At 50.6% G+C, this 20920-nt stretch carries 19 protein-coding genes; 8 read left to right on the plus strand and 11 right to left on the minus strand.

The window, feature by feature from the left end:
• Positions 1 to 47: 47 nt before the first annotated feature.
• Positions 48 to 653: an FMN-dependent NADH-azoreductase gene (gene azoR / locus AACS05_RS11285; protein ID WP_045442827.1), complete on the plus strand. Its 606-nt coding sequence runs from the start codon at positions 48 to 50 to the stop codon at positions 651 to 653.
• A 346-nt stretch (positions 654 to 999) separates the two neighbouring features.
• Here azoR and AACS05_RS11295 read toward each other — a convergent pair whose 3' ends face one another.
• The 9 genes from AACS05_RS11295 to AACS05_RS11335 form a co-directional block, all read right to left on the minus strand.
• A complete protein-coding gene (locus tag AACS05_RS11295) occupies positions 1000 to 1401 on the minus strand; it encodes a hypothetical protein (protein WP_045442831.1) in 402 nt (133 codons plus the stop codon).
• Positions 1377 to 2681 (minus strand): phosphatase PAP2/dual specificity phosphatase family protein, encoded by a 1305-nt coding sequence (locus tag AACS05_RS11300; RefSeq protein WP_045442833.1) that lies wholly within the window; start codon positions 2679 to 2681, stop codon positions 1377 to 1379. The genes AACS05_RS11295 and AACS05_RS11300 overlap by 25 nt, the downstream gene beginning before the upstream one ends.
• Positions 2671 to 4431, minus strand: a complete 1761-nt coding sequence (locus AACS05_RS11305) for a bifunctional alpha/beta hydrolase/class I SAM-dependent methyltransferase (protein ID WP_045442835.1) — start codon at positions 4429 to 4431, stop codon at positions 2671 to 2673. Before AACS05_RS11305 ends, AACS05_RS11300 begins: the two co-directional genes overlap by 11 nt.
• Entirely contained in the window at positions 4424 to 5065 is a 642-nt protein-coding gene (locus tag AACS05_RS11310) for a lysophospholipid acyltransferase family protein (protein WP_045442837.1), read from the minus strand. Before AACS05_RS11310 ends, AACS05_RS11305 begins: the two co-directional genes overlap by 8 nt.
• A 3-nt stretch (positions 5066 to 5068) precedes the next feature.
• A complete protein-coding gene (locus AACS05_RS11315; RefSeq protein WP_045442839.1) occupies positions 5069 to 5986 on the minus strand; it encodes a phosphatidate cytidylyltransferase in 918 nt (305 codons plus the stop codon).
• On the minus strand, positions 5983 to 6588 hold the full coding sequence (locus AACS05_RS11320) for a CDP-alcohol phosphatidyltransferase family protein (protein WP_045442841.1): 606 nt from the start codon (positions 6586 to 6588) through the stop codon (positions 5983 to 5985). Before AACS05_RS11320 ends, AACS05_RS11315 begins: the two co-directional genes overlap by 4 nt.
• 110 nt (positions 6589 to 6698) lie before the next feature.
• Positions 6699 to 7022, minus strand: coding sequence for a YdbL family protein (locus tag AACS05_RS11325; protein WP_045442844.1), 324 nt, complete (start codon positions 7020 to 7022; stop codon positions 6699 to 6701).
• A gap of 7 nt (positions 7023 to 7029) precedes the next feature.
• A complete protein-coding gene (locus tag AACS05_RS11330; RefSeq protein ID WP_045442846.1) occupies positions 7030 to 7221 on the minus strand; it encodes a YnbE family lipoprotein in 192 nt (63 codons plus the stop codon).
• Positions 7218 to 9857 carry a YdbH family protein gene (locus tag AACS05_RS11335; protein ID WP_045442847.1) on the minus strand — a complete coding sequence of 880 codons (2640 nt, stop codon included), beginning with the start codon at positions 9855 to 9857 and terminating at the stop codon, positions 7218 to 7220. The genes AACS05_RS11330 and AACS05_RS11335 overlap by 4 nt, the downstream gene beginning before the upstream one ends.
• Positions 9858 to 10354: 497 nt before the next feature.
• Here AACS05_RS11335 and AACS05_RS11340 point away from each other — a divergent pair, with 497 nt between their 5' ends.
• On the plus strand, positions 10355 to 11344 hold the full coding sequence (locus AACS05_RS11340) for a 2-hydroxyacid dehydrogenase (RefSeq protein WP_045442849.1): 990 nt from the start codon (positions 10355 to 10357) through the stop codon (positions 11342 to 11344).
• 112 nt (positions 11345 to 11456) lie between these two features.
• Positions 11457 to 11876 carry a heat shock protein HslJ gene (hslJ, locus tag AACS05_RS11345; protein WP_045442852.1) on the plus strand — a complete coding sequence of 140 codons (420 nt, stop codon included), beginning with the start codon at positions 11457 to 11459 and terminating at the stop codon, positions 11874 to 11876.
• A gap of 13 nt (positions 11877 to 11889) precedes the next feature.
• On the opposite strand, the gene AACS05_RS11350 is transcribed toward hslJ, so the two are convergent.
• Entirely contained in the window at positions 11890 to 12156 is a 267-nt protein-coding gene (locus AACS05_RS11350) for a putative hemolysin (protein WP_045442854.1), read from the minus strand.
• 273 nt (positions 12157 to 12429) lie between these two features.
• Between AACS05_RS11350 and nifJ the strand changes: the two genes are divergently transcribed.
• From nifJ to ttcA, 5 genes are all read left to right on the plus strand, one after another.
• Entirely contained in the window at positions 12430 to 15954 is a 3525-nt protein-coding gene (gene nifJ / locus AACS05_RS11355; protein ID WP_045442856.1) for a pyruvate:ferredoxin (flavodoxin) oxidoreductase, read from the plus strand.
• 364 nt (positions 15955 to 16318) lie between these two features.
• The gene (gene ompC / locus AACS05_RS11360) at positions 16319 to 17446 is read left to right on the plus strand and encodes a porin OmpC (RefSeq protein ID WP_045442858.1); all 1128 of its coding nucleotides are present in this window, start codon (positions 16319 to 16321) and stop codon (positions 17444 to 17446) included.
• 144 nt (positions 17447 to 17590) lie between these two features.
• Complete coding sequence (locus AACS05_RS11365; RefSeq protein WP_071828928.1) at positions 17591 to 17803, plus strand: KTSC domain-containing protein; 213 nt, start codon at positions 17591 to 17593, stop codon at positions 17801 to 17803.
• An 81-nt stretch (positions 17804 to 17884) separates the two neighbouring features.
• Positions 17885 to 18319 carry a universal stress protein UspF gene (gene uspF / locus AACS05_RS11370; RefSeq protein WP_045442862.1) on the plus strand — a complete coding sequence of 145 codons (435 nt, stop codon included), beginning with the start codon at positions 17885 to 17887 and terminating at the stop codon, positions 18317 to 18319.
• Between the two features lie 199 nt (positions 18320 to 18518).
• Positions 18519 to 19454: a tRNA 2-thiocytidine(32) synthetase TtcA gene (gene ttcA / locus AACS05_RS11375; RefSeq protein ID WP_045442865.1), complete on the plus strand. Its 936-nt coding sequence runs from the start codon at positions 18519 to 18521 to the stop codon at positions 19452 to 19454.
• A gap of 87 nt (positions 19455 to 19541) precedes the next feature.
• On the opposite strand, the gene dbpA is transcribed toward ttcA, so the two are convergent.
• Positions 19542 to 20915: an ATP-dependent RNA helicase DbpA gene (dbpA, locus tag AACS05_RS11380; protein ID WP_045442869.1), complete on the minus strand. Its 1374-nt coding sequence runs from the start codon at positions 20913 to 20915 to the stop codon at positions 19542 to 19544.
• Positions 20916 to 20920: the final 5 nt, after the last annotated feature.

Consider the following 20920-nt stretch of genomic DNA (forward strand, 5'->3'; position numbering starts at 1 on the left):
ATAAGCAACGGGGCACATCCCCTTCAAACACATATAAGGAATCACCCATGAGCAAGGTATTAGTTCTTAAATCCAGTATTCTGGCAGGGTACTCTCAGTCTGGTCAGTTGTCTGATTATTTTGTTGAACAGTGGCGTGAAAAACACCCTGCTGACGAGATCACGGTTCGTGACCTGGCTGCAAATCCTGTTCCGGTACTGGATGGCGAACTGGTGGGTGCTCTGCGCCCGAGCGATGCGCCATTGACTCCACGTCAACAAGAAGCGCTGGCGCTGTCTGATGAGTTGATTGCTGAACTGAAAGCGCATGACGTCATTGTGATCGCCGCCCCAATGTATAACTTCAACATCCCGACGCAGTTGAAAAACTACTTCGACCTGATTGCCCGCGCCGGGGTAACTTTCCGTTATACCGAGAAAGGACCTGAAGGTCTGGTAACAGGTAAACGTGCTATCGTTCTGAGTAGCCGTGGCGGTATCCATAAAGATACACCAACCGATCTGATCACTCCGTACCTGAATGTTTTCCTGGGCTTTATCGGCATCACCGACGTGAACGTTGTCTTCGCTGAAGGTATTGCCTACGGTCCGGAAGTGGCATCGAAAGCACAATCTGATGCAAAAGCGGCGATTGATAGCGTGGTTGCTGCCTGATAATTTCCCCTCTCACCGTCCGGTGGGAGGGTTTTTAACCGGCACTCAGAGCCTGACGGGATAGACTCCTATCTCTTTGTCTGCTTTCCGTGAATACGATTGATGTCACGCCAGATGAGTGAGTAATCCCTGCACTTTGCCAGATTCTCTTCCCAGCAATGGAGTAAAAACTGCTCCGGCTCCGCAACATCCCTGCTTAAATGTTTGAATACCCAACGATTCCAGACATACCACTTGAAAAGCCACATAAGTTAACTCCAGGACGCAACCGGTGATGAAATATATCAGCATCAGTACAGTTCCGTTTGGCAACTATTGCGCTGTGGATGAATAGCTCAGGTGAAAACTAAATCAGTAGCATCAGCCAGAAAGCCCACAGAATGGCAACCATGTAAAACGTCTGGCGACACTGTTTTAGTGCGCCTGACTGACGTTCGGCCAGTGTGAGCGTCTTTAACCTTTCACGCCGCCATATAACGCCAAGAACCTCTCCGGCCAGCTCGTTGTTCTGCGCATTAATGAGCGAAAAATAGCGACCATCAAGCCACACTCTCCAGCAACCAAACCAGACGATAGCGCACAACAGCGCAACGATGGCGCGAGAGATACCTGATGGAGCCGTGAAGATGACCCACACCATCGGCGGGAGGGAAAAAAGCAGGATAAAACGCCAGCTTGCCAGAGTGTGCCCCAGCAAATCACGCTGAATACCGTCGCTTTGTGTTACGTTGTCACTTTCTGTTGCCATTGTTCCAGCATCTCCAGATGTTTATCTGTCAGTACCACCTGTGGACGACGCTGACGAATATGTGCTACCGCCTGCTCTACTGTCGCCTGATGACCATAATGCAAAAGCCACGCCGCGACGGTCATCGCACTGCGCGACAGTCCCAATGCACAGTGAACCAGTACAGTCCCCTGCTCCTGACGCAGTATCTCCAGTCGTTCCACAGCCTGTTGCAGTTCTGCTTTGTTGGGAATAACCAGATCCAACATCGGTACACAAGCATAGGCTCGTGACGCGGTGGCGCGTCCACGCGGAAACTCAAAGGTCATGTCCAGCACTGCGTTTTGCGCGGGGATCCGGCGTGGAAAGCTGCCGAGATAGACCCCCTCAGCAATACAGCTCACCGCTGGCAGGCGGCGGGTAAACCAGCGCATCGACAGCCACATCCCTACGCGCCAAGGAAGTAACAGCCAGTACACGGGGGGCGACAGCCGTCCCAGTTGATCTTTACCTGCGGCTGCTGTGCCAAATCCGCCATAGCCATACCCGACTATCAACAACGATAATGCTGGCCACAGTAAACAGGGCGTTATCAGCGCTCCGGCGATAAAACATATGGCTGCCCCCAACAAATAACGACGCATCAGCTTCAAACGTACCGTATCCGGTTTTTGCCAGTGCCAGCGACGTTGTTCCGGCACCATCCAGTCAATTAGCATTCCTGCCGCCAGTCCGGTAATGATATCGATAAAATGGTGCTGCCAGGTGGTCAGTACGGAAACGGCAATCAGCAAAAACCAGCCGTCGCACAGCCTGCGCCAACCACCAGAAAGGTAGCGACTGAAATGCCGCCACAGCAGCCAGCAGAGGATAATGTGCAACGATGGAGACTGGTTGTAGGGCAAGTCGAACTGCTCGAGCTGAGAAAATAACCACCCTGCTGCACCGCTAACCTCGGGGCGGGTAAAGCTAAACTGGAGCGGAAACAGCAAAAAACCGCCGCAGGCGATAACCGATGCCAGTACCAGACGCAGTACCAGCCTTCGTTGTTCGAAACGTGTAGTACAGACAAACAGCGATAACCCGTAGAACAGATCCAGGCTCCAGTAAGGAAGAATAGTCCACGGAATGAAGGGAATAGCGGACTCCCAGCTAAACACGAGACTTCCGACGTTATGGTACTGAGCATCCTGCCAGGCGGTAAACTGATTGACCTTACCGTAAGTGAGGAAGAAAAATGGAGCCAGTAGCAATAACCAGCCTATCGCCTGGACTATAACCTTACGACGTTCAGGTACCACGGCGCACCGCCATGGAAACGGTGAAAATGCCCCACTCATCAATCAACTGCGCGCACTTATCAAACCCCGCATCACGCACCAGCGCATCCATTTCACCCTGTGTGCGCACGCGCATCACCCACGCTTTGCCATCTTTATGGCTGGTGAGTGACCATGCGATGGTTTTTAGCTGTGGATGCCAGGGCTGTCCGGTGTAAATCAGTACACCACCCGGCGCTATTGCATCCGCCAGTCCGGCCAGAGAATTCTGTACCAGCGAATTTTCGGGGAAAAGCTCGTACAGGCCAGAGACGATCCCCAGTGTAGGACGGGGGTCGAGAGATGCCAGCTGTTGGCGATTGAAGGCATCGCCTTGCTCGAAACGGGCGATGTCAGCCATTCCTCTGCTGGCGATCATTTCCCTTCCTTTATTCACATTCAGATCGCTGTAATCACGCAATAAGATCGCGTTCACCGCCGTTTCACCTTCGAGCGCATCAAGTACATAGCGCCCGTGTCCGGCAGCGATATCGACCACATTAACGGGTGTGCCCTGCTCTGCGAGCCGCGCAACAGCCTGACGAATCAGCATCTGCAAATGGATCTTACGCTGGCGTATCCCTTTCCAGCCGACGCTATTCAGGTAGTTCTTATCAATTAAACGCCCCAGCGCACTGCTGCCCTGAGGCTGGTTACGATAGACATAATCAAGCGTACTGCCCGAGTCAAAACCGGTTTCAAATCCAAGGCGAACACCTGTCGATTGTGTTCCCAGTAGTTTCATCCCGTAGCGCAAACCACGATAGGCAATATCATCGAGAGAATAAGGAGCCGGTCCCCCGTTTAACATCCGCCAGCTATCGGCCCCAGGACTCCAGCGATCCTCATTGCTGTAATCAAAATGCTGGGGTTGTTTCGCGTATAACGTATCAATAAAATTACGCATTTTGTCGAACGCCAGATGTCGGTCTTTCTCCCCCAGCGTATCGTGATAAAACCCCGGCAACACGTGCAGTTCCTTAAGTGGGTTCCGCAGACGCTGGTAAAAATCGATCTGTGGCTGACGATGCACAACAAAATCGTCCCCTGAAACAAGCAACTGCACCGGTAACGTAATGGCGGCGGCATCGCTGACTATTCGCTCTGCCGTCCTGTAGAGATCCAGCAGAATGTTCACCGCGATTGCCCGGGTGATTTGCGTATCCTGATTGAAGCTTGCCACGCGTTCGGGATCGTGCGTCAGATACTTCCCTTTAACGTAGGAGTTAACAAAAAACAGGCCACGCAGGCGATGCATTAACGCCAGCCCTGGGCGGGCAAATGGCACATACAATTTGACTTTAAACGCCGGAGACGCCAATACCAGTCCACGAATGTCTGGCGCATAGTCATGAACCCAGGTTGCGGCTAATACCGCGCCAACGCTTTGTGCTACCACCACCACATCTTCCATTGCGGCCTGACTGTCCGCAGCGGCAAAACGCACGAACTCTTCGACATCCTGCACCGAACGTGCCAGCGACGGGCTATAGCCACGCTGTCCCGGAGAGTGTCCGTGACCTCGTGCGTCCCAGGCATAGAATGCGGTATCCGGCATCGCCAGCTCATCAACGATGTGCTGCAGACGCCCGGAATGTTCGTGTCCACGGTGAAACAGAACAATTACTTTTGAAACAGGGCCTGCCGATAATGCCGGCCAGTGGCGATAAAACAACCCGGTGTTGTCACTGGTCAAAAACCATCGTTCGTCTGGCGCTCGCATGTCAGTCATGAGGAGGCTTTCCTGTCGTTTGTTGCTGTAGCTGCAAAAGCTGCTGTTTGAGATCATCCATCAAGACGCGTTTGTCGCTCTGAAAGCGCAACGTCTCACCAATATTGACGTCAATAAATAGCGGCAGAGGAATGCGATTCCCCTTCGCCATGACGTGCTCCGTACCGCGCAGCCAGACGGGAATAATTGGGACTTCCGGCGCACGCTGACTCAGATGCCACAACCCTGATTTTAGCGGTGAAAGCTTTCCTGGTTCGCCACGCGTACCTTCTGGAAAAAGGATCAGGATCTTACCTTCACGTAATGCCTGTTCGCACTGTGCCAGTGGGTTAGCTTCACCGCCCTTACGTGAAATGGGAATAATGTTGAGAATATTGAGAGCGAACCAGGCCATCGCTTTATTACGCAAAAAATAATCAGCGGCGGCCACCGGATGAACAGATGCCTGGCGGCGGAGCGGAAATAGTGAAAGCAGCGCGAAAACATCCATATGACTGTTGTGATTTGCTACCACGATAGCCGGGCCACGAGTTGGCAAGCGCTCCCGGTGTCTGACGCGCAGCCCAAGCCATAGCCAAATAACCGGCCAGACGATGCACAATGTAAACAGCGTTCGCAGAAATGAGCTCATCATAAGTTAGTAGCAAAAATAGCGAATGAAATGGAAAAACACGGGGGCGGTGAAGATCAGGGAATCGAGCCTGTCGAGGATGCCGCCGTGACCGGGTAACAGCGTGCCGCTGTCTTTCACCCCGATATCCCGCTTAATAGCCGACATCACAACGTCCCCACAAAAACCAGTGACACCGATAATGCACCCCGCCAGCAGCGATAAAGGTACGCTTAGCGGCGTCATTAGTGGTCCCAGTAGTGCTGCTGCGAGCGTAGTGGTTGCTACACCACCGATCAGTCCCGCCAGGGTTTTATTAGGGCTGACTTTAGGCATCACTTTGATGCGGCCAATCGATTTTCCCCACAGGTACTGCGCAATGTCGTTGAATTCCGTTAAGCCCACGAGGAAAAGCACCAGCAGTGCTCCTGTTTGCATACCGTCAGCGGGCAGCACCAGCAGGAACGCAACGTGACTGAATGCAAACACGGTAGTCATCAGGCACCAGTGATGCTGTGAGGCAAAACGCAGAAATCCCTGTGTGTCGCCAGCAATCACCATCCGTACGGGTAAGAATAAAAAAGCATACACCGGGATAAACACCACAAACATGCCGTACCAGTTGATGCCTATCAGCCAGTAGTTAACAGGGATAGCAATAAACATCCACAACAGCGGCATGCGATCGGTATGGCGCGATGGTGCCAGTGTTAAAAATTCCTTTAACGCCATAAAGCTTACCAGCGCAAAAAAAGTCAACGCCAGCCAGTGGGGGCTTAAGATAGCCAGCGAAAACAGAATAATGATCACCCACCAGGTGCGAATACGCAGCGTCAGTTCCCGCCAGTCTTTACCTGGACGTAGCCATACAAGTAATCCGTTGATCAGTGTCGCAATAAGTAGCAGAGAAAAAATAACGGCAAGCGACTTTTCCAGCAGCATCATTCCACCACCTCATCGCGTAATGCACTCTTACAGCGGTTGATCGCCGTCCATAACAGCAACAGCGTTGCAACACCCCAGACGGCGTTATTCCACTGTACAAGTTGAGGCCATAGCGTCAACGCCAGTCCCCATGCGCCGAACACCAGCGCTCTGTCGCTTTTGCCCAGCGGCCCGGCATAGCTGCGCACTCCATTGATAGTTTGTGCCAGCACGCCGCAAAATTCCGTCATCACTGCGCAGAACAGCATCACTATCACCAACAGTACATTGCTGGCCGGGAGCAACATAAAGGGTAGATAAAGCGCAAGGTCTGAAAGAATATCCCCGGTCTCATTGAGAATGGCGCCCAGACGTGACTTTTGATTGCACTCACGTGCCAGCATCCCGTCCAGCGCATTGAGCGCCATCCGCACAAACAGCACGATCGGCAGGAGAACAAATAATTCAGGTTGAGGGAAAAGAAACAGTACCGCTCCTGTCACAAAAGAAAGCACCATCGCTGCAAGTGTGACGTGATTAGCAGTAACGTTTTTTTTGTATAGCCAGAACATTACCGGGCGTAAAAGCGCCTGAAAGGCAGGCTTTATCTGATAAAGCGTCATCATCACTCCTTGATAATTTGTCGGTTTGATTATAGTGGAGCAATGGATCATTGCCCGTCAAATACGCTTGTTGGTTAAAGTAAAACCGGATCCTCTGAACAGACGGGCGATTATTTTTTCAACCATTTACCGTTAATGCCCTGCACGTATTCGCCCGGTTTGGCACGAGCAACCAGTTTCTGTCCAGCCATCTTTGCCACTTCATCAACCGGGATGTTGTTACTTTCAGCAAGTTGCTGATAGCTGGCATTGCGAGCTTTATTCACTTCACTCACCAGCGTCTGGGTTTCAGCATCGGTTTTCAATGCCACGAGATAGCCGTTAAGCGTTTCGCCAACCCGCCCCTGAGTTCGGGCTTCACCCAGCGTTAATGCAAACGCGTTGGCACTCAGCAAACTCAAAATAAGAATGAATGCGTTAAGTGATCTTTTCATCTTCACCTCAGAACAAGTCACTGCGTGATTTCAGCAAACTCTCGACATCTTTATCGACTTTGATATGGATTTCATGCTCGATTTTGACGTTCATATTGATGGTGATGGGTTCTTTGGGGGCCGCCACTTCAATACGCGGAGTACACCCCGCCAGCAGAGATGACGCCAGAAGTCCCAGCATGGCAGCTATTGTTTTCATGGTTGTTCCTCACATTCCTTGCCTTCCGGGCAATGGGTTTCTGGCAGCGTTGCATTTTGCTCGAGCCATGCCTGTAAATTGTCGCCAAAACGCAAACTGCGCCATAACGTAAATACGTTTTCTTCGTGGTTGTAATTCAAATTCACCGTTCCCACTTTGCCATCCACCCGACTATTGCCAGTGACGGTTGCCTGCATCGTTAATACACCCAGGTTATCCAGATTTATTTTCGTCCAGGAATGGGTTATTTCCATATAGCGCAGCCAGTTAATCGCCGCTCCAGCCGCCATGTTGTCTTTAACGACGGCATCCGCAGTATCTTTGTCGATACGCAACGTCATTGGTCCAGGATTGGTAAGCCAGCCGTCTTTGATAATCCATTTTTCATTATTCAGCCACAGAGGCAACGCGCCGCTGACCGGTCCAGACATGGCAAACTGTTTGGGATTAACCGCGCTGATAAGTTCGCTGGAAGAGATATTTTGCACTCGGACTAAGGCCGGATCGTGCTGAGGCATACGCAATTGCTGCATGATGACTTTACCTCCTAACAACTCGGCGCTGACATTGCTGAGCAGTAAAGGATTATCTTCGCTCCAGGGATATCCTCCCTGCAGGTCGGCGGTAATATTTTTCGCTGTCACCTGATTCACGACTTCCGCAATACGTAGTGAAATCGGTCCGCGTGTGCCCAGTTGCCACGCTCCTTCACTAAAACGAAACGGCAGCACAAAATCGACACCATTGATCTGGTTATCGGGCATCCAGGCGCTACCGCCTTTTAATACCCCATGACCGCCCGCCTCAAAGCCCTGTTCCGGGGCGGCGGAGAAAGCAACCTGCGCATACAGTTCCCCTTCGCGCAGGTTAATTTTCCAGTCAGGAGGAACCAGCGGCTGGAAAACAGTGAGTGATTGTTTTGGCCACCAGGCCTGTCCACGCAGGCGGACACCATCCCAGCGCCCGTTTAACTGTACAGGACCAATTGCCCCTGCATGAAGCTGCCCTTTGAACTGGAATACCGTCGGATCGGTCCCATCAACACTGAATTTCAGGGTTGATGGTGGCAGAACGCTTCCGCCCGTAAAGGTGGTTTTTCCAGCATCCAGTGACAACGCGCCGCTGAATGTTGGTTTTGCCGGGTCCCGCACCCACACAATCGGTTGATCCATGATCAGACGTGGCGTTTCCACTTTCATCGTGCCGTATTGCAGTTGGTCGAACCCGGTAGAAAGGTCAAAAAGTTTGAGGGTGTTATCGTGCCATTCACCCTTACCCGCCACGTCCCAGCGGGCGTGCATCGGCGTAAATCCCCCTGTACCCCAGTAACGCCACTGCCAGCGGCCAGCGTCAGGGAGGAAATCATTGGCCAGACCATCAAGATGCAGTTCAAATCCCCCCATCTTGTTTTCATGGGCACGTAAAATGGCCTGCAATCGACCATCAACACCGCGCTGAGTGACCTTCACTCCCGCCAGTGGCCAGCGAATTTCGTCAATATCCAGAGAGTCAATAACGCGTCCGCGGGAACGCAGCAATGCCCCAGGTTCAAAAATCAGTTGCGGATCATTGAGGCTTCCACTGAGCTGTGCGGGTAGCACCGCATAAAAAATAAGATCGCCCTGTTTTGCTTCGCCGGTTAACTGTAATGGCATCTCGCTATTATCCATGGCGAGTTTGCCAGGGCCGATGGTCAGGACAGCGTTACCTTTACCTGCATCACCTTGTGTCAGAACATTTAATCGCCCGCTCACCACCGCGTTTTCCAGGCCAGCCTGCCAGTTTTCAACTTTCACACCCAGCCGACCGCTTAACGGAAATCCCTGATAAGGCCAGTTCCAGCGACCGTCGCTGATAGTCAGTTGCTGGCGGGTGATTTCCCACGGAAGATCGAGCAGAGGATCGGCATTGCCTCGTCCCACTACGATCAGTTGTCCACGATTTTCCTGCCATTCCAGCTCCGCATCCACCAGAGAGGGTTCCTGCGGCAGGCTGAGAGTGGCGACCACATGCCCGCTGATCGGCAGGCCGTCAGGAACCAGTGGCATCGTGAATTCACCCACCAGTTTCACCGGCGGCTGATCTTCAAATGCGGCAACATCAAGTTCATTGACCGTCAGATTTTGACCGTGGAGACGCCCCTGAAATTTGACTTTGTCACCCTGGTAGCGAAGCTGTTGGCTGGTGGGCGTCAACGACAGTGACAGCTTGCCCTGCCACTCCTGCCACGGAGAAAGGATGAGTTTGTCGATGTTAATCCAGGTATTGGGCAACATGGATTGCCACTCCGCCAGCGTTTTAGGTGCGGCGGGAGAAGGTTCCGTTTGCGGCAGTTTGGCCAGACAGGCTGAATCCAGTTCAATAGCCCCGACGTTCAGCAACCAGCGGCTGGGATGTGACAGATCCGCCTGCGTAATTTTCGCCAGCGGGCAGTCATCGACCAGATAACGGAGTTGTGGAATATGTAGCCCATGCCGGGTTAGCCGTGGGCTCTCATCCAGTGCGATGCGCGTACCGACGGGCAACCAAATGCCTGCCAGCGTCGGAACCCACAGGCCAAGCGTCATCAACAACGTCAGCGGCATGAGGATCAATAATAAGAGTAGTGCCAGAGCGGCTTTATATTTACCCTTCATGGGTAGTTAATGTCCTGATTTCGCGAAAATTTAAGCCGGTTTAGGCCAGTATTGTGGCATGTTTAGCTACATATGCCCACCTTAAGAATAGATGCTCCTTAAATATACGTAATATTTATAGAACTGGCATGAGTCAAAGAATTATTGACTAATCATATGCTTAATCATAAAAACCGCATGGCGAGTATGACCAAGTACCATCTGCGCCTGTCCCTTATTCCACTGCTCAATGTATCAATTGCTCATTGGTAAAAGTGTTGTGCTATCTATCTAACAGAAAACCAGGCAGCGGTGGACGAGCAAAGTAAACAGAGCGCAGATTGTCAGGCACTGGGAAGATAAAAATTAGTCAGTTGTTGAAATTGACTAACATGCCCACACTAACAAGAGATGCTCTGGAATTATTCACTATATCTATGACTATCAATTATTTTTTGGATTTTGTAAAATAATTTGAATTGGATTAATGTGATTTTAAAATCACTGGAGAAAGTCTTATGAAACTCGCCATCTATAGTACAAAACAGTACGACAAGAAGTACCTGCAGCAGGTTAACGAGGCTTTTGGTTTTGAACTTGAATTCTTTGACTTTCTGCTTACGGAAAAGACGGCCAAAACAGCCCATGGCTGCGAAGCCGTATGTATCTTCGTTAACGACGATGGCAGCCGCCCGGTTCTGGAAGAGTTGAAAAACCATGGTGTGAAGTACATCGCCCTGCGCTGCGCCGGATTTAACAACGTCGATCTGGATGCGGCCAAAGAGCTGGGTCTGCAGGTTGTTCGTGTGCCGGCGTATTCACCTGAAGCGGTCGCAGAACATGCGATCGGCATGATGATGACATTAAACCGCCGAATTCATCGTGCTTATCAGCGTACCCGTGATGCCAACTTTTCTCTTGAAGGGCTGACCGGCTTCACTATGTACGGCAAAACGGCTGGGGTGATCGGTACCGGTAAAATTGGTATTGCCGCACTGAGGATCCTGAAAGGCTTTGGTATGCGTCTGCTGGCCTTTGATCCATATCCAAGTGCCGCAGCCCTGGAATTAGGCGTTGAATATGTCGATCTCAAAACACTGTTTGCGGAGTCGGATGTCATTTCCCTGCACTGCCCGTTAACGCCGGAAAATTATCATCTGCTCAACCACGAAGCCTTTGAACAAATGAAGAATGGCGTGATGATTGTCAACACCAGTCGTGGTGCGCTGATCGACTCACAGGCGGCTATTGATGCCCTGAAAAACCAGAAAATTGGTTCTTTGGGTATGGATGTGTATGAAAATGAACGCGATCTCTTCTTTGAAGATAAATCTAACGATGTCATTCAGGATGATGTGTTCCGCCGCTTGTCTGCCTGCCACAACGTGCTGTTTACCGGGCATCAGGCGTTCCTGACGGCCGAAGCGTTGATCAGTATCTCTGAAACAACGTTGCAGAACCTGGCACAAATTTCCAAAGGCGAAACCTGCCCGAACGCCCTCTTCTGACCGCTTTGCTCCCCTGCTATCAGGGGAGCATTTTCAGATAACCCCTGATGATATATCCGGCGATATCATTATTATACTGATTGTATTCACATCACGAATGTAGAGAAATTCAATGAAGAAAGTTGTCACGTTGATTGCGCTCAGCATGCTTATGGCTGGCTGTGCGAGCAATGGAAAGGTTTCCGTCAATCGCGAACAGTTACAGCACCACCGTTTCGTTCTGGAAAGTGTGAATGGCAAACCGATAACCGTTGCAAAGAATCAGCCCGAATTAAGTTTTGGCGAAAACATGACGGTGTCAGGCAAAATGTGTAACCAATTTACCGGTCAGGGCAAACTGTCCGACGGCGAACTGAAGGTGAAAAACCTGGCAATGACCCGCATGATGTGCGCCGACCCACAGCTGAACGCGCTCGATGGCATTGTCAGCAAGATGTTTGAGCAAGGCGCACAGGTCGATTTGACGGCTAACCAGCTAACACTGGCGACAGCCGAACAAACTCTGACGTATAAACTGGCTGATTTAATGTAGTCAATACGGAAACTCAGTAGTTTCCACAGCTTCCTGCGGCAAGCGACTGCTCACTACAGCGTTTGCCGTTGGGTAATGCACACATCCCGATGGCTGAACCATCCAGTTGACGGGCAACAGAAAGTGAACCACCAATCATAGCGCAGTTAGCTTCTCCGGAACTGGACATTGCTGCTCTCATACCTGGTGCGACGTGTGCGGCCGTTGCCTGCTGAACGGGTTCACTGCTGCAAGCCGATAATAATAACGCGGCACACCCTACCCAAAACGCTGCGCGCATTTCACTCCCCTCTGAATATTAACCAAACGACACAGCCATAAATAATAGGCAGCAGAAACACTGACGTCGAGAGGCAAGATGCGCATTTATGCGTATCATTTACATTTCCTGCCAATTTTTTGGCTACTCCTTTGATCAAACCATTCATTCTCTTTATTCCAGGGACACAAAAGCGAAAATGTGTCCGGATGGCATTTGCTAAAATAGAAAGATAATTACAGGACTCGCAACTGTTTCGCGAGTCCCCTTTTTGCGCAATGTAAGGGTGTCAGTATGATCACAATTGACGGTAATGGTGCGGTTGCTTCGGTCGCATTTCGTACCAGCGAGGTTATCGCCATCTACCCGATTACGCCCAGTTCGACGATGGCAGAACAGGCTGATGCCTGGGCCGGGAACGGGCTTAAAAATGTCTGGGGGGATACCCCACGCGTAGTGGAAATGCAGTCTGAAGGCGGTGCTATTGCAACTGTTCACGGTGCATTGCAGACCGGTGCGCTCTCTACGTCGTTTACCTCATCGCAAGGTTTGTTGCTGATGATCCCGACGTTGTACAAACTGGCCGGTCAGCTGACGCCATTTGTGCTGCACGTTGCTGCCCGCACCATTGCCACTCATGCACTGTCTATCTTTGGCGACCATTCGGACGTAATGGCCGTTCGGCAGACGGGCTGCGCCATGCTGTGCGCCAGCAGCGTACAGGAAGCTCAGGATTTTGCGCTGATTTCGCAAATTGCTACGCTGAAAAGCCGAGTTCCTTTTATTCATTTCTTTGATGGTTTCCGCACATCGCATGAAATCAATAAGATTGTACCGCTGGCCGATGACACGATCCTCGGACTTATGCCGCAGGCGGAGATTGATGCCCATCGTTCCCGTGCACTTAATCCGGAACATCCGGTTATTCGCGGAACATCGGCTAACCCGGATACCTATTTCCAGTCTCGTGAAGCCACTAACCCGTGGTACAACGCGGTCTATGATCACGTCGAGCAGGCGATGAACGATTTCGCCGCCGCGACGGGCCGCCAATACCAGCCGTTTGAATACTTTGGTCATCCACAGGCAGAACGCGTCATTATTTTGATGGGCTCTGCGATTGGAACCTGCGAAGAAGTCGTGGAAGAGTTACTTACTCGCGGCGAAAAAGTCGGCGTGCTCAAAGTGCGTCTGTTCCGCCCATTCTCTGCCAGACATTTACTGCAGGCCCTCCCAGAAACGGCACGCAGTGTCGCTGTACTGGATCGCACAAAAGAGCCTGGCGCACAGGCTGAACCGTTGTATCTGGATGTCATGACAGCGCTTGCCGAAGCGTTTAACTGCGGTGAGCGGGAAACGTTGCCGCGCGTTATTGGTGGTCGCTATGGTCTTTCTTCGAAAGAGTTTGGCCCGGATTGTGTAATGGCGGTGTTTAATGAGTTGAACAACGCTAAACCGAAACCACGCTTTACGGTCGGCATCTATGATGATGTAACGAATCTGTCGCTCCCTCTGCCGGAAAACACCCTCCCCGGTACCGCTAAACTCGAAGCCCTGTTTTATGGACTGGGCAGCGACGGCAGTGTGTCTGCCACCAAAAATAACATCAAAATTATCGGCAACTCTACGCCGTGGTATGCACAGGGTTACTTCGTCTACGACTCGAAAAAAGCGGGTGGTCTGACAGTTTCCCATTTACGCGTCAGCGAGCAACCTATTCGTTCAGCCTATCTGGTTTCGCAGGCAGATTTCGTTGGCTGCCATCAACTGCAGTTTATTGATAAGTATCAAATGGCGGAGCGACTGAAGCCTGGCGGTATTTTCCTGCTCAATACGCCATACAGTGTCGATGAAGTCTGGGCGCGCCTGCCGCAGGAAGTTCAGGCAGTACTTAATCAGAAGAAAGCACGTTTTTACGTGATTAATGCGGCTAAAATCGCTCGCGAGTGTGGCCTGGCGGCGCGAATCAACACCGTCATGCAAATGGCATTCTTCCATTTGACGCAAATTTTACCTGGCGACAGCGCACTGGCGGAACTGCAGGGCGCGATCGCGAAAAGCTACAGCAGCAAAGGTCAGGACCTGGTTGAACGTAACTGGCAGGCGCTGGCGCTGGCACGTGAATCCGTCGCCGAAGTGGCGTTGCAGCCGGTAGACCCTCACAGCGCCAATCGCCCTCCGGTTGTTTCTGATGCGGCCCCTGACTTTGTTAAAACCGTGACCGCCGCTATGCTCGCCGGTCTGGGAGATGCCCTGCCCGTATCAGCACTTCCGCCGGACGGCACCTGGCCGATGGGTACCACGCGCTGGGAAAAACGCAATATCGCCGAAGAGATCCCTATCTGGAAAGAAGAGCTGTGCACCCAGTGCAACCACTGTGTTGCCGCCTGTCCGCACTCGGCAATCCGTGCCAAGGTGGTTTCGCCGGAAGCGCTGGAAAATGCCCCTGCCAGTCTGCATTCACTGGATGTAAAATCCCGCGATATGCGCGGTCAGAAGTATGTACTGCAAGTCGCGCCAGAAGACTGTACCGGCTGTAATCTTTGCGTTGAAGTTTGCCCGGCAAAAGATCGTCAGAATCCGGAGATCAAGGCCATCAATATGATGTCCCGCCTTGAGCATGTTGAAGAAGAAAAAGTGAACTATGACTTCTTCCTCAATCTTCCTGAGATTGACCGCAGCAAACTGGAACGTATCGATATTCGTACTTCTCAGTTGATTACCCCACTGTTTGAATATTCCGGAGCCTGTTCTGGCTGTGGTGAAACACCGTATATTAAATTGCTTACGCAGCTGTACGGCGATCGCATGCTGATCGCTAACGCGACCGGTTGTTCATCGATTTACGGCGGTAACCTGCCCTCAACGCCATATACCACCGATGCCAATGGTCGGGGACCGGCGTGGGCTAACTCACTGTTTGAAGATAATGCCGAATTTGGTCTGGGTTTCCGTTTAACGGTGGATCAGCATCGTGTGCGTGTAATGCGTTTACTGGAGCAGTTTGCTGATAAAATCCCGGCGGAGCTGAATGAGGCCCTGCACGCTGAAGCTACACCTGAGGTTCGTCGTGAACAGGTTGCAGCGTTGCGCCAGCATCTACAAGGTGTTGACGGTGCACAGCAATTGTTAACCGACGCCGACGCACTGGTTGAGAAATCCATCTGGCTGATTGGTGGTGATGGCTGGGCCTATGACATTGGCTTTGGCGGCCTGGATCACGTCTTAAGCCTGACCGAAAACGTTAATATCCTGGTGCTGGATACCCAGTGCTACTCCAATACAGGTGGGCAAGCGTCAAAAGCTACGCCTCTTGGTGCCGTCACCAAATTTGGCGAACATGGTAAGCGTAAAGCCCGTAAAGATCTCGGCGTAAGTATGATGATGTACGGTCATGTTTATGTCGCACAGATCTCTTTAGGCGCGCAGTTGAATCAAACGGTGAAAGCTATTCAGGAAGCTGAATCATACCCGGGCCCGTCGCTGATTATTGCGTATAGTCCTTGTGAGGAGCACGGTTACGATCTTGCGCTGAGCCACGATCAAATGCGTCAGCTCACAGCGACCGGATTCTGGCCACTGTACCGCTTTGATCCGCGTCGTGCTGATGAAGGGAAACTGCCGCTGGCTCTTGACTCTCGTCCTCCGTCAGACGCACTGGCTGAGACGCTGATGAATGAGCAGCGTTTCCGCCGTCTTAACGCTCAGCAGCCTGAAGTTGCTGAACAACTGTGGAAGGATGCTACGGCTGATTTACAAAAACGCTATGACTTCCTCGCGCAACTGGCAGGAAAAGCAGAAAAGAGCAGTACCGATTAAAACGTTTAGGTCAGTAGTAGCCTGAAGTCAAAAAAAAGCCCGAACAGTTGTTCGGGCTTGTCAATTTATTCGCTGGCTAATCAATATTTCTACTAATTCCCCAACGAAAAATAAAACGTGACAATAAAGGCATATAACCTGCGCAGAATATCCCAACAAAATTGACTTGTATAATTTTAATTTTATATATTTAACTTCAATACATTCACGATAATTATCATCATTTCTGTAGTATTATTTGCTTAAGGTTTTACTTAAGGCGTAACAATTCATATTTATCTCTTTACGGAACTTCTCCTTTAGCATGCTTTTACTCCCTATATGGGTAGTCACAGGTAAATAAAAAAACTAAAGGATTATTTCAATGAACAGAAAAGTATTGGCTCTCGTAATTCCTGCCCTGTTAGCTGCTGGCGCTGCTCACGCTGCTGAAGTTTATAATAAAGACGGCAATAAATTAGATCTCTACGGTAAAGTAGATGGTCTGCACTATTTCTCTGATGACGCTAACAATGATGGCGATCAGACTTATATGCGTCTGGGTTTCAAAGGTGAAACTCAGATCAACGACCAACTGGTTGGTTTCGGTCAGTGGGAATATCAGGTTAACGCTAACACGACTGAAAGCGACCATGGCAACAGCTTCACTCGTCTGGCATTTGCTGGTCTGAAATTTGGCGACTACGGTTCATTCGACTACGGTCGTAACTACGGCGTACTGTACGACGTAGAAGGCTGGACCGATATGCTGCCAGAATTCGGTGGCGACTCTTACACCAAAGCTGATAACTTCATGACCGGTCGTGCGAATGGCGTTGCAACCTACCGCAACACTGATTTCTTCGGTCTGGTAAACGGCTTGAACTTTGCACTGCAGTACCAGGGCGCTAACGAAAACCAGTCCCCGGAGCAGGAAGGTACGGGTAATGGCGGCGACCGTAACATGAAGAACTCCAACGGTGACGGCTTCGGTATCTCCTCAACCTACGATCTGGGTATGGGCGTAAGCTTCGGTGCGGCATACACCTCTTCTGACCGCACGAATGACCAGGTCAACCACTCTACTGCTGGCGGCGATAAAGCTGACGCATGGACTGCTGGTCTGAAATATGATGCCAACAACATCTACCTGGCAACCATGTACTCTGAAACCCGTAACATGACTCCGTACGGCGACAGTAACGGTGACGCTAGCAACACCATCGCTAATAAAACTCAGAACTTTGAAGTCACTGCACAGTACCAGTTCGACTTTGGTCTGCGTCCGGCAGTTTCTTTCCTGATGTCTAAAGGTCAGGATCTGAACGCAACTGACGGTGACAAAGATCTGGTTAAATACGCTGACATTGGCGCGACTTACTACTTCAATAAAAATATGTCCACCTACGTTGATTATAAAATCAACCTGCTGGACGAAGATGACAGCTTCTATGCAAACAACGGTATCACCACTGATGACGTTGTAGCACTGGGTCTGGTTTATCAGTTCTAAGTTTGTCAGCCCGCTGGAAACAGCGGGCCATTCTTTTTATGGTAATTCTGTTTTATCTGGATCAAAACATTATATCTGTTGCGTTAAAACGTTTCTTTGATAGATGATATATTGCATTAAGTGCTGTCGTAGAGGATGCCCGCAATGAATCATCACCCCGTCAAATCATCTCGTATTGCATCCGTCGGTTATGACGAATCCTCCTTCACGCTTGAAATTAGGTTTCACCAGATGGGTACGCTGCAATATCAGCATGTCCCAGTCCGTGTTTTTCGCGATTTCCTGAAAGTAGTGTCTAAAGGCCGGTTTTACGATGGAGTAATAAAAGGCAAATTTCCTGAAATCAAAATAAAGTGATGCCAAAATGTGACCTCTGTCATTGTACATAAAGTGCCATTACGCGGTAAGCTTTAGATGGATACTTAAACAGGAGGTTTTATGAACAGAACGATTCTTGTACCCATCGATATTTCAGACTCAGAATTAACTCAACGCGTTATTGCCCATGTTGAAGCTGAGGCAAAAATTGACGATGCGCAGGTTCATTTTTTGACCGTCATTCCGTCATTGCCCTATTATGCTTCTCTGGGACTGGCCTACTCGGCAGAGTTACCGGCCATGGACGATCTGAAAGCCGAAGCAAAATCTCAACTGGAAGAGATTATCAAGAAGTTCAATATCCCGACTGACAGAGTACAGGTGCATGTTGCTGAAGGTGCACCAAAAGACAAAATTCTGGAGATAGCAAAAAAATTACCGGCAGATATGGTGATTATTGCCTCTCACCGCCCGGACATCACCACTTACCTGCTGGGTTCTAACGCCGCTGCCGTAGTACGTCATGCGGAGTGTTCGGTTCTGGTTGTTCGCTAAGCTGTTTGGCCCGCACATCGCTGCGGGCTTTTCATTTCTCACCCTTTTACCCCACGATTCCTGACCTAAATGTGCTGACATTTTTCCCGCTTATCCGTACCATACACGCCACAGTTTTTATATCAGACTTCTTTTTGCCGGACTATCCGGCGTGATGCATACGCTTCTGATGCCACACTATGAATTGAGCCTCTACTAAATGTCGCAAAATCAAGATTTTAGCAAGAAAGAACAATACAACCTGAACAAATTACAAAAGCGTCTGCGCCGTAACGTGGGCGAAGCTATTGCCGACTTCAATATGATAGAAGATGGCGATCGTATTATGGTTTGCCTTTCCGGTGGGAAAGACAGCTACACCATGCTGGAAATTCTGCGTAACTTACAGCAGAGCGCACCAATCAGTTTTTCTCTGGTTGCTGTTAACCTTGACCAGAAACAGCCTGGATTCCCGGAGCATGTTTTGCCGGAGTATCTGGAACAGCTTGGCGTTGAATATAAAATCGTCGAAGAGAATACCTACGGTATCGTCAAAGATAAAATTCCTGAAGGTAAAACCACCTGTTCTCTTTGCTCCCGCCTGCGTCGCGGTATCCTGTACCGCACTGCAACAGAATTAGGCGCCACGAAAATTGCGTTGGGGCACCATCGCGACGATATTCTGCAAACGTTGTTTTTAAACATGTTTTATGGCGGGAAAATGAAAGGCATGCCGCCGAAACTGATGAGCGATGATGGTAAGCACATCGTGATCCGCCCGTTAGCCTACTGCCGAGAAAAAGACATCGAGCGTTTCGCCGAAGCCAAGGGCTACCCGATTATTCCGTGTAACCTTTGCGGTTCACAGCCTAACCTGCAGCGCCAGGTGATCGCCGATATGCTGCGCGACTGGGACAAACGTTACCCTGGGCGTATTGAAACCATGTTTAGCGCGATGCAAAACGTTGTGCCTTCACACCTTAGCGATATCAATCTTTTCGATTTCAAAGGCATTAAACATGGTTCAGAAGTCGTGGACGGTGGCGACCTGGCTTTTGATCGTGAAGATATCCCGCTGCAACCCGCCGGCTGGCAGCCAGAAGAAGATGACAATCAACTGGATGAGTTACGACTGAACGTTGTGGAAGTGAAGTAATTTACGACTCGTTTTATCAGGCCTACAAATCGCGTGAGCGTCTGTAGGCCTTCAGGCTGTGCGCCATCAGGCGCTCCGGCACGACATTTATTTCAGTAGACGAACCCGGCAAGTTTTGCCTTTGATTTTACCGCCTTGCAATTGCTTCCATGCTTTATGCGCTACGGCCTGGCGAACGGCGACATAAACATGCGCCGGATGAACGGCAATCTTGCCTATATCAGCGCCATCCAGACCGATATCTCCGGTCAGTGCCCCTAAAACATCTCCTGGACGCATTTTTGCCTTTTTACCACCGTCAATACACAGCGTTGCCATTTCGGCTTCAAGCGGCACGATTGCGCTATTGCCTGGTGCAGGCAGCCAGTTCAGCTTCAGCTGTAACATTTCGGAAAGAATATTGGCACGTTGAGCCTCTTCCGGCGCACAGAAACTGATAGCCAGCCCGCTGTTACCGGCACGCGCCGTACGTCCGATACGGTGTACATGGACTTCCGGATCCCATGCCAGTTCGAAGTTAACTACCAGCTCAAGTGATTTAATATCGAGGCCTCGCGCAGCAACATCGGTTGCAACCAGTACGCGAGCGCTTCCGTTCGCAAAACGAACCAGAGTTTGATCACGATCGCGCTGTTCAAGATCGCCATGTAACGACAGCGCACTTTGTCCTGCCGCGTTCAGCGCATCGCAAACTGACTGACAATCTTTTTTGGTATTGCAAAAAACAACGCATGATGCCGGCTGATGCTGACTAAGCAATTTTTGCAGTAACGCAATTTTGCCGTGCGCAGAAGTTTCAAAAAATTGCTGTTCGATGGCGGGTAACGCATCAACTGTATCAATCTCGATCGTTAACGGATTTTGCTGCACCCTACCACTGATAGCGGCAATCGCTTCCGGCCAGGTTGCTGAAAACAACAGCGTCTGACGTGAAGGTGGTGCAAAGCGGATCACATCATCGATCGCATCGCTAAAGCCCATATCCAGCATACGATCGGCTTCATCCATGACCAGCGTATTCAGGGCATCCAGAGAGACAGTTCCCTTTTGCAGGTGGTCAAGTAAACGGCCTGGCGTAGCGACAATGATGTGCGGCGCATGTTGAAGTGAATCGCGCTGCGCACCAAAGGGTTGTCCACCGCACAAGGTTAAGATCTTGGTATTGGGCAGAAAACGCGCTAAACGACGAAGCTCACCAGCCACCTGGTCAGCGAGTTCCCGCGTCGGGCACAAGACCAGTGATTGCGTCTGGAAAAGAGAGGCATCAATATGCTGTAAAAGCCCAAGACCAAACGCGGCCGTTTTGCCACTGCCGGTTTTTGCCTGCACGCGAACATCTTTTCCGGCCAGGATCGCCGGCAGCGCAGCGGCCTGAACAGGCGTCATTTCAAGATAACCCAGCTCATTGAGATTCTCGAGTTGGGCGGCAGGCAAAACATTCAGGGTAGAAAAAGCGGTCACAATTT

This window comes from Citrobacter sp. S-77 (assembly GCF_963864895.1).
GTDB classification, from domain to species: Bacteria; Pseudomonadota; Gammaproteobacteria; order Enterobacterales; family Enterobacteriaceae; genus Citrobacter; species Citrobacter murliniae.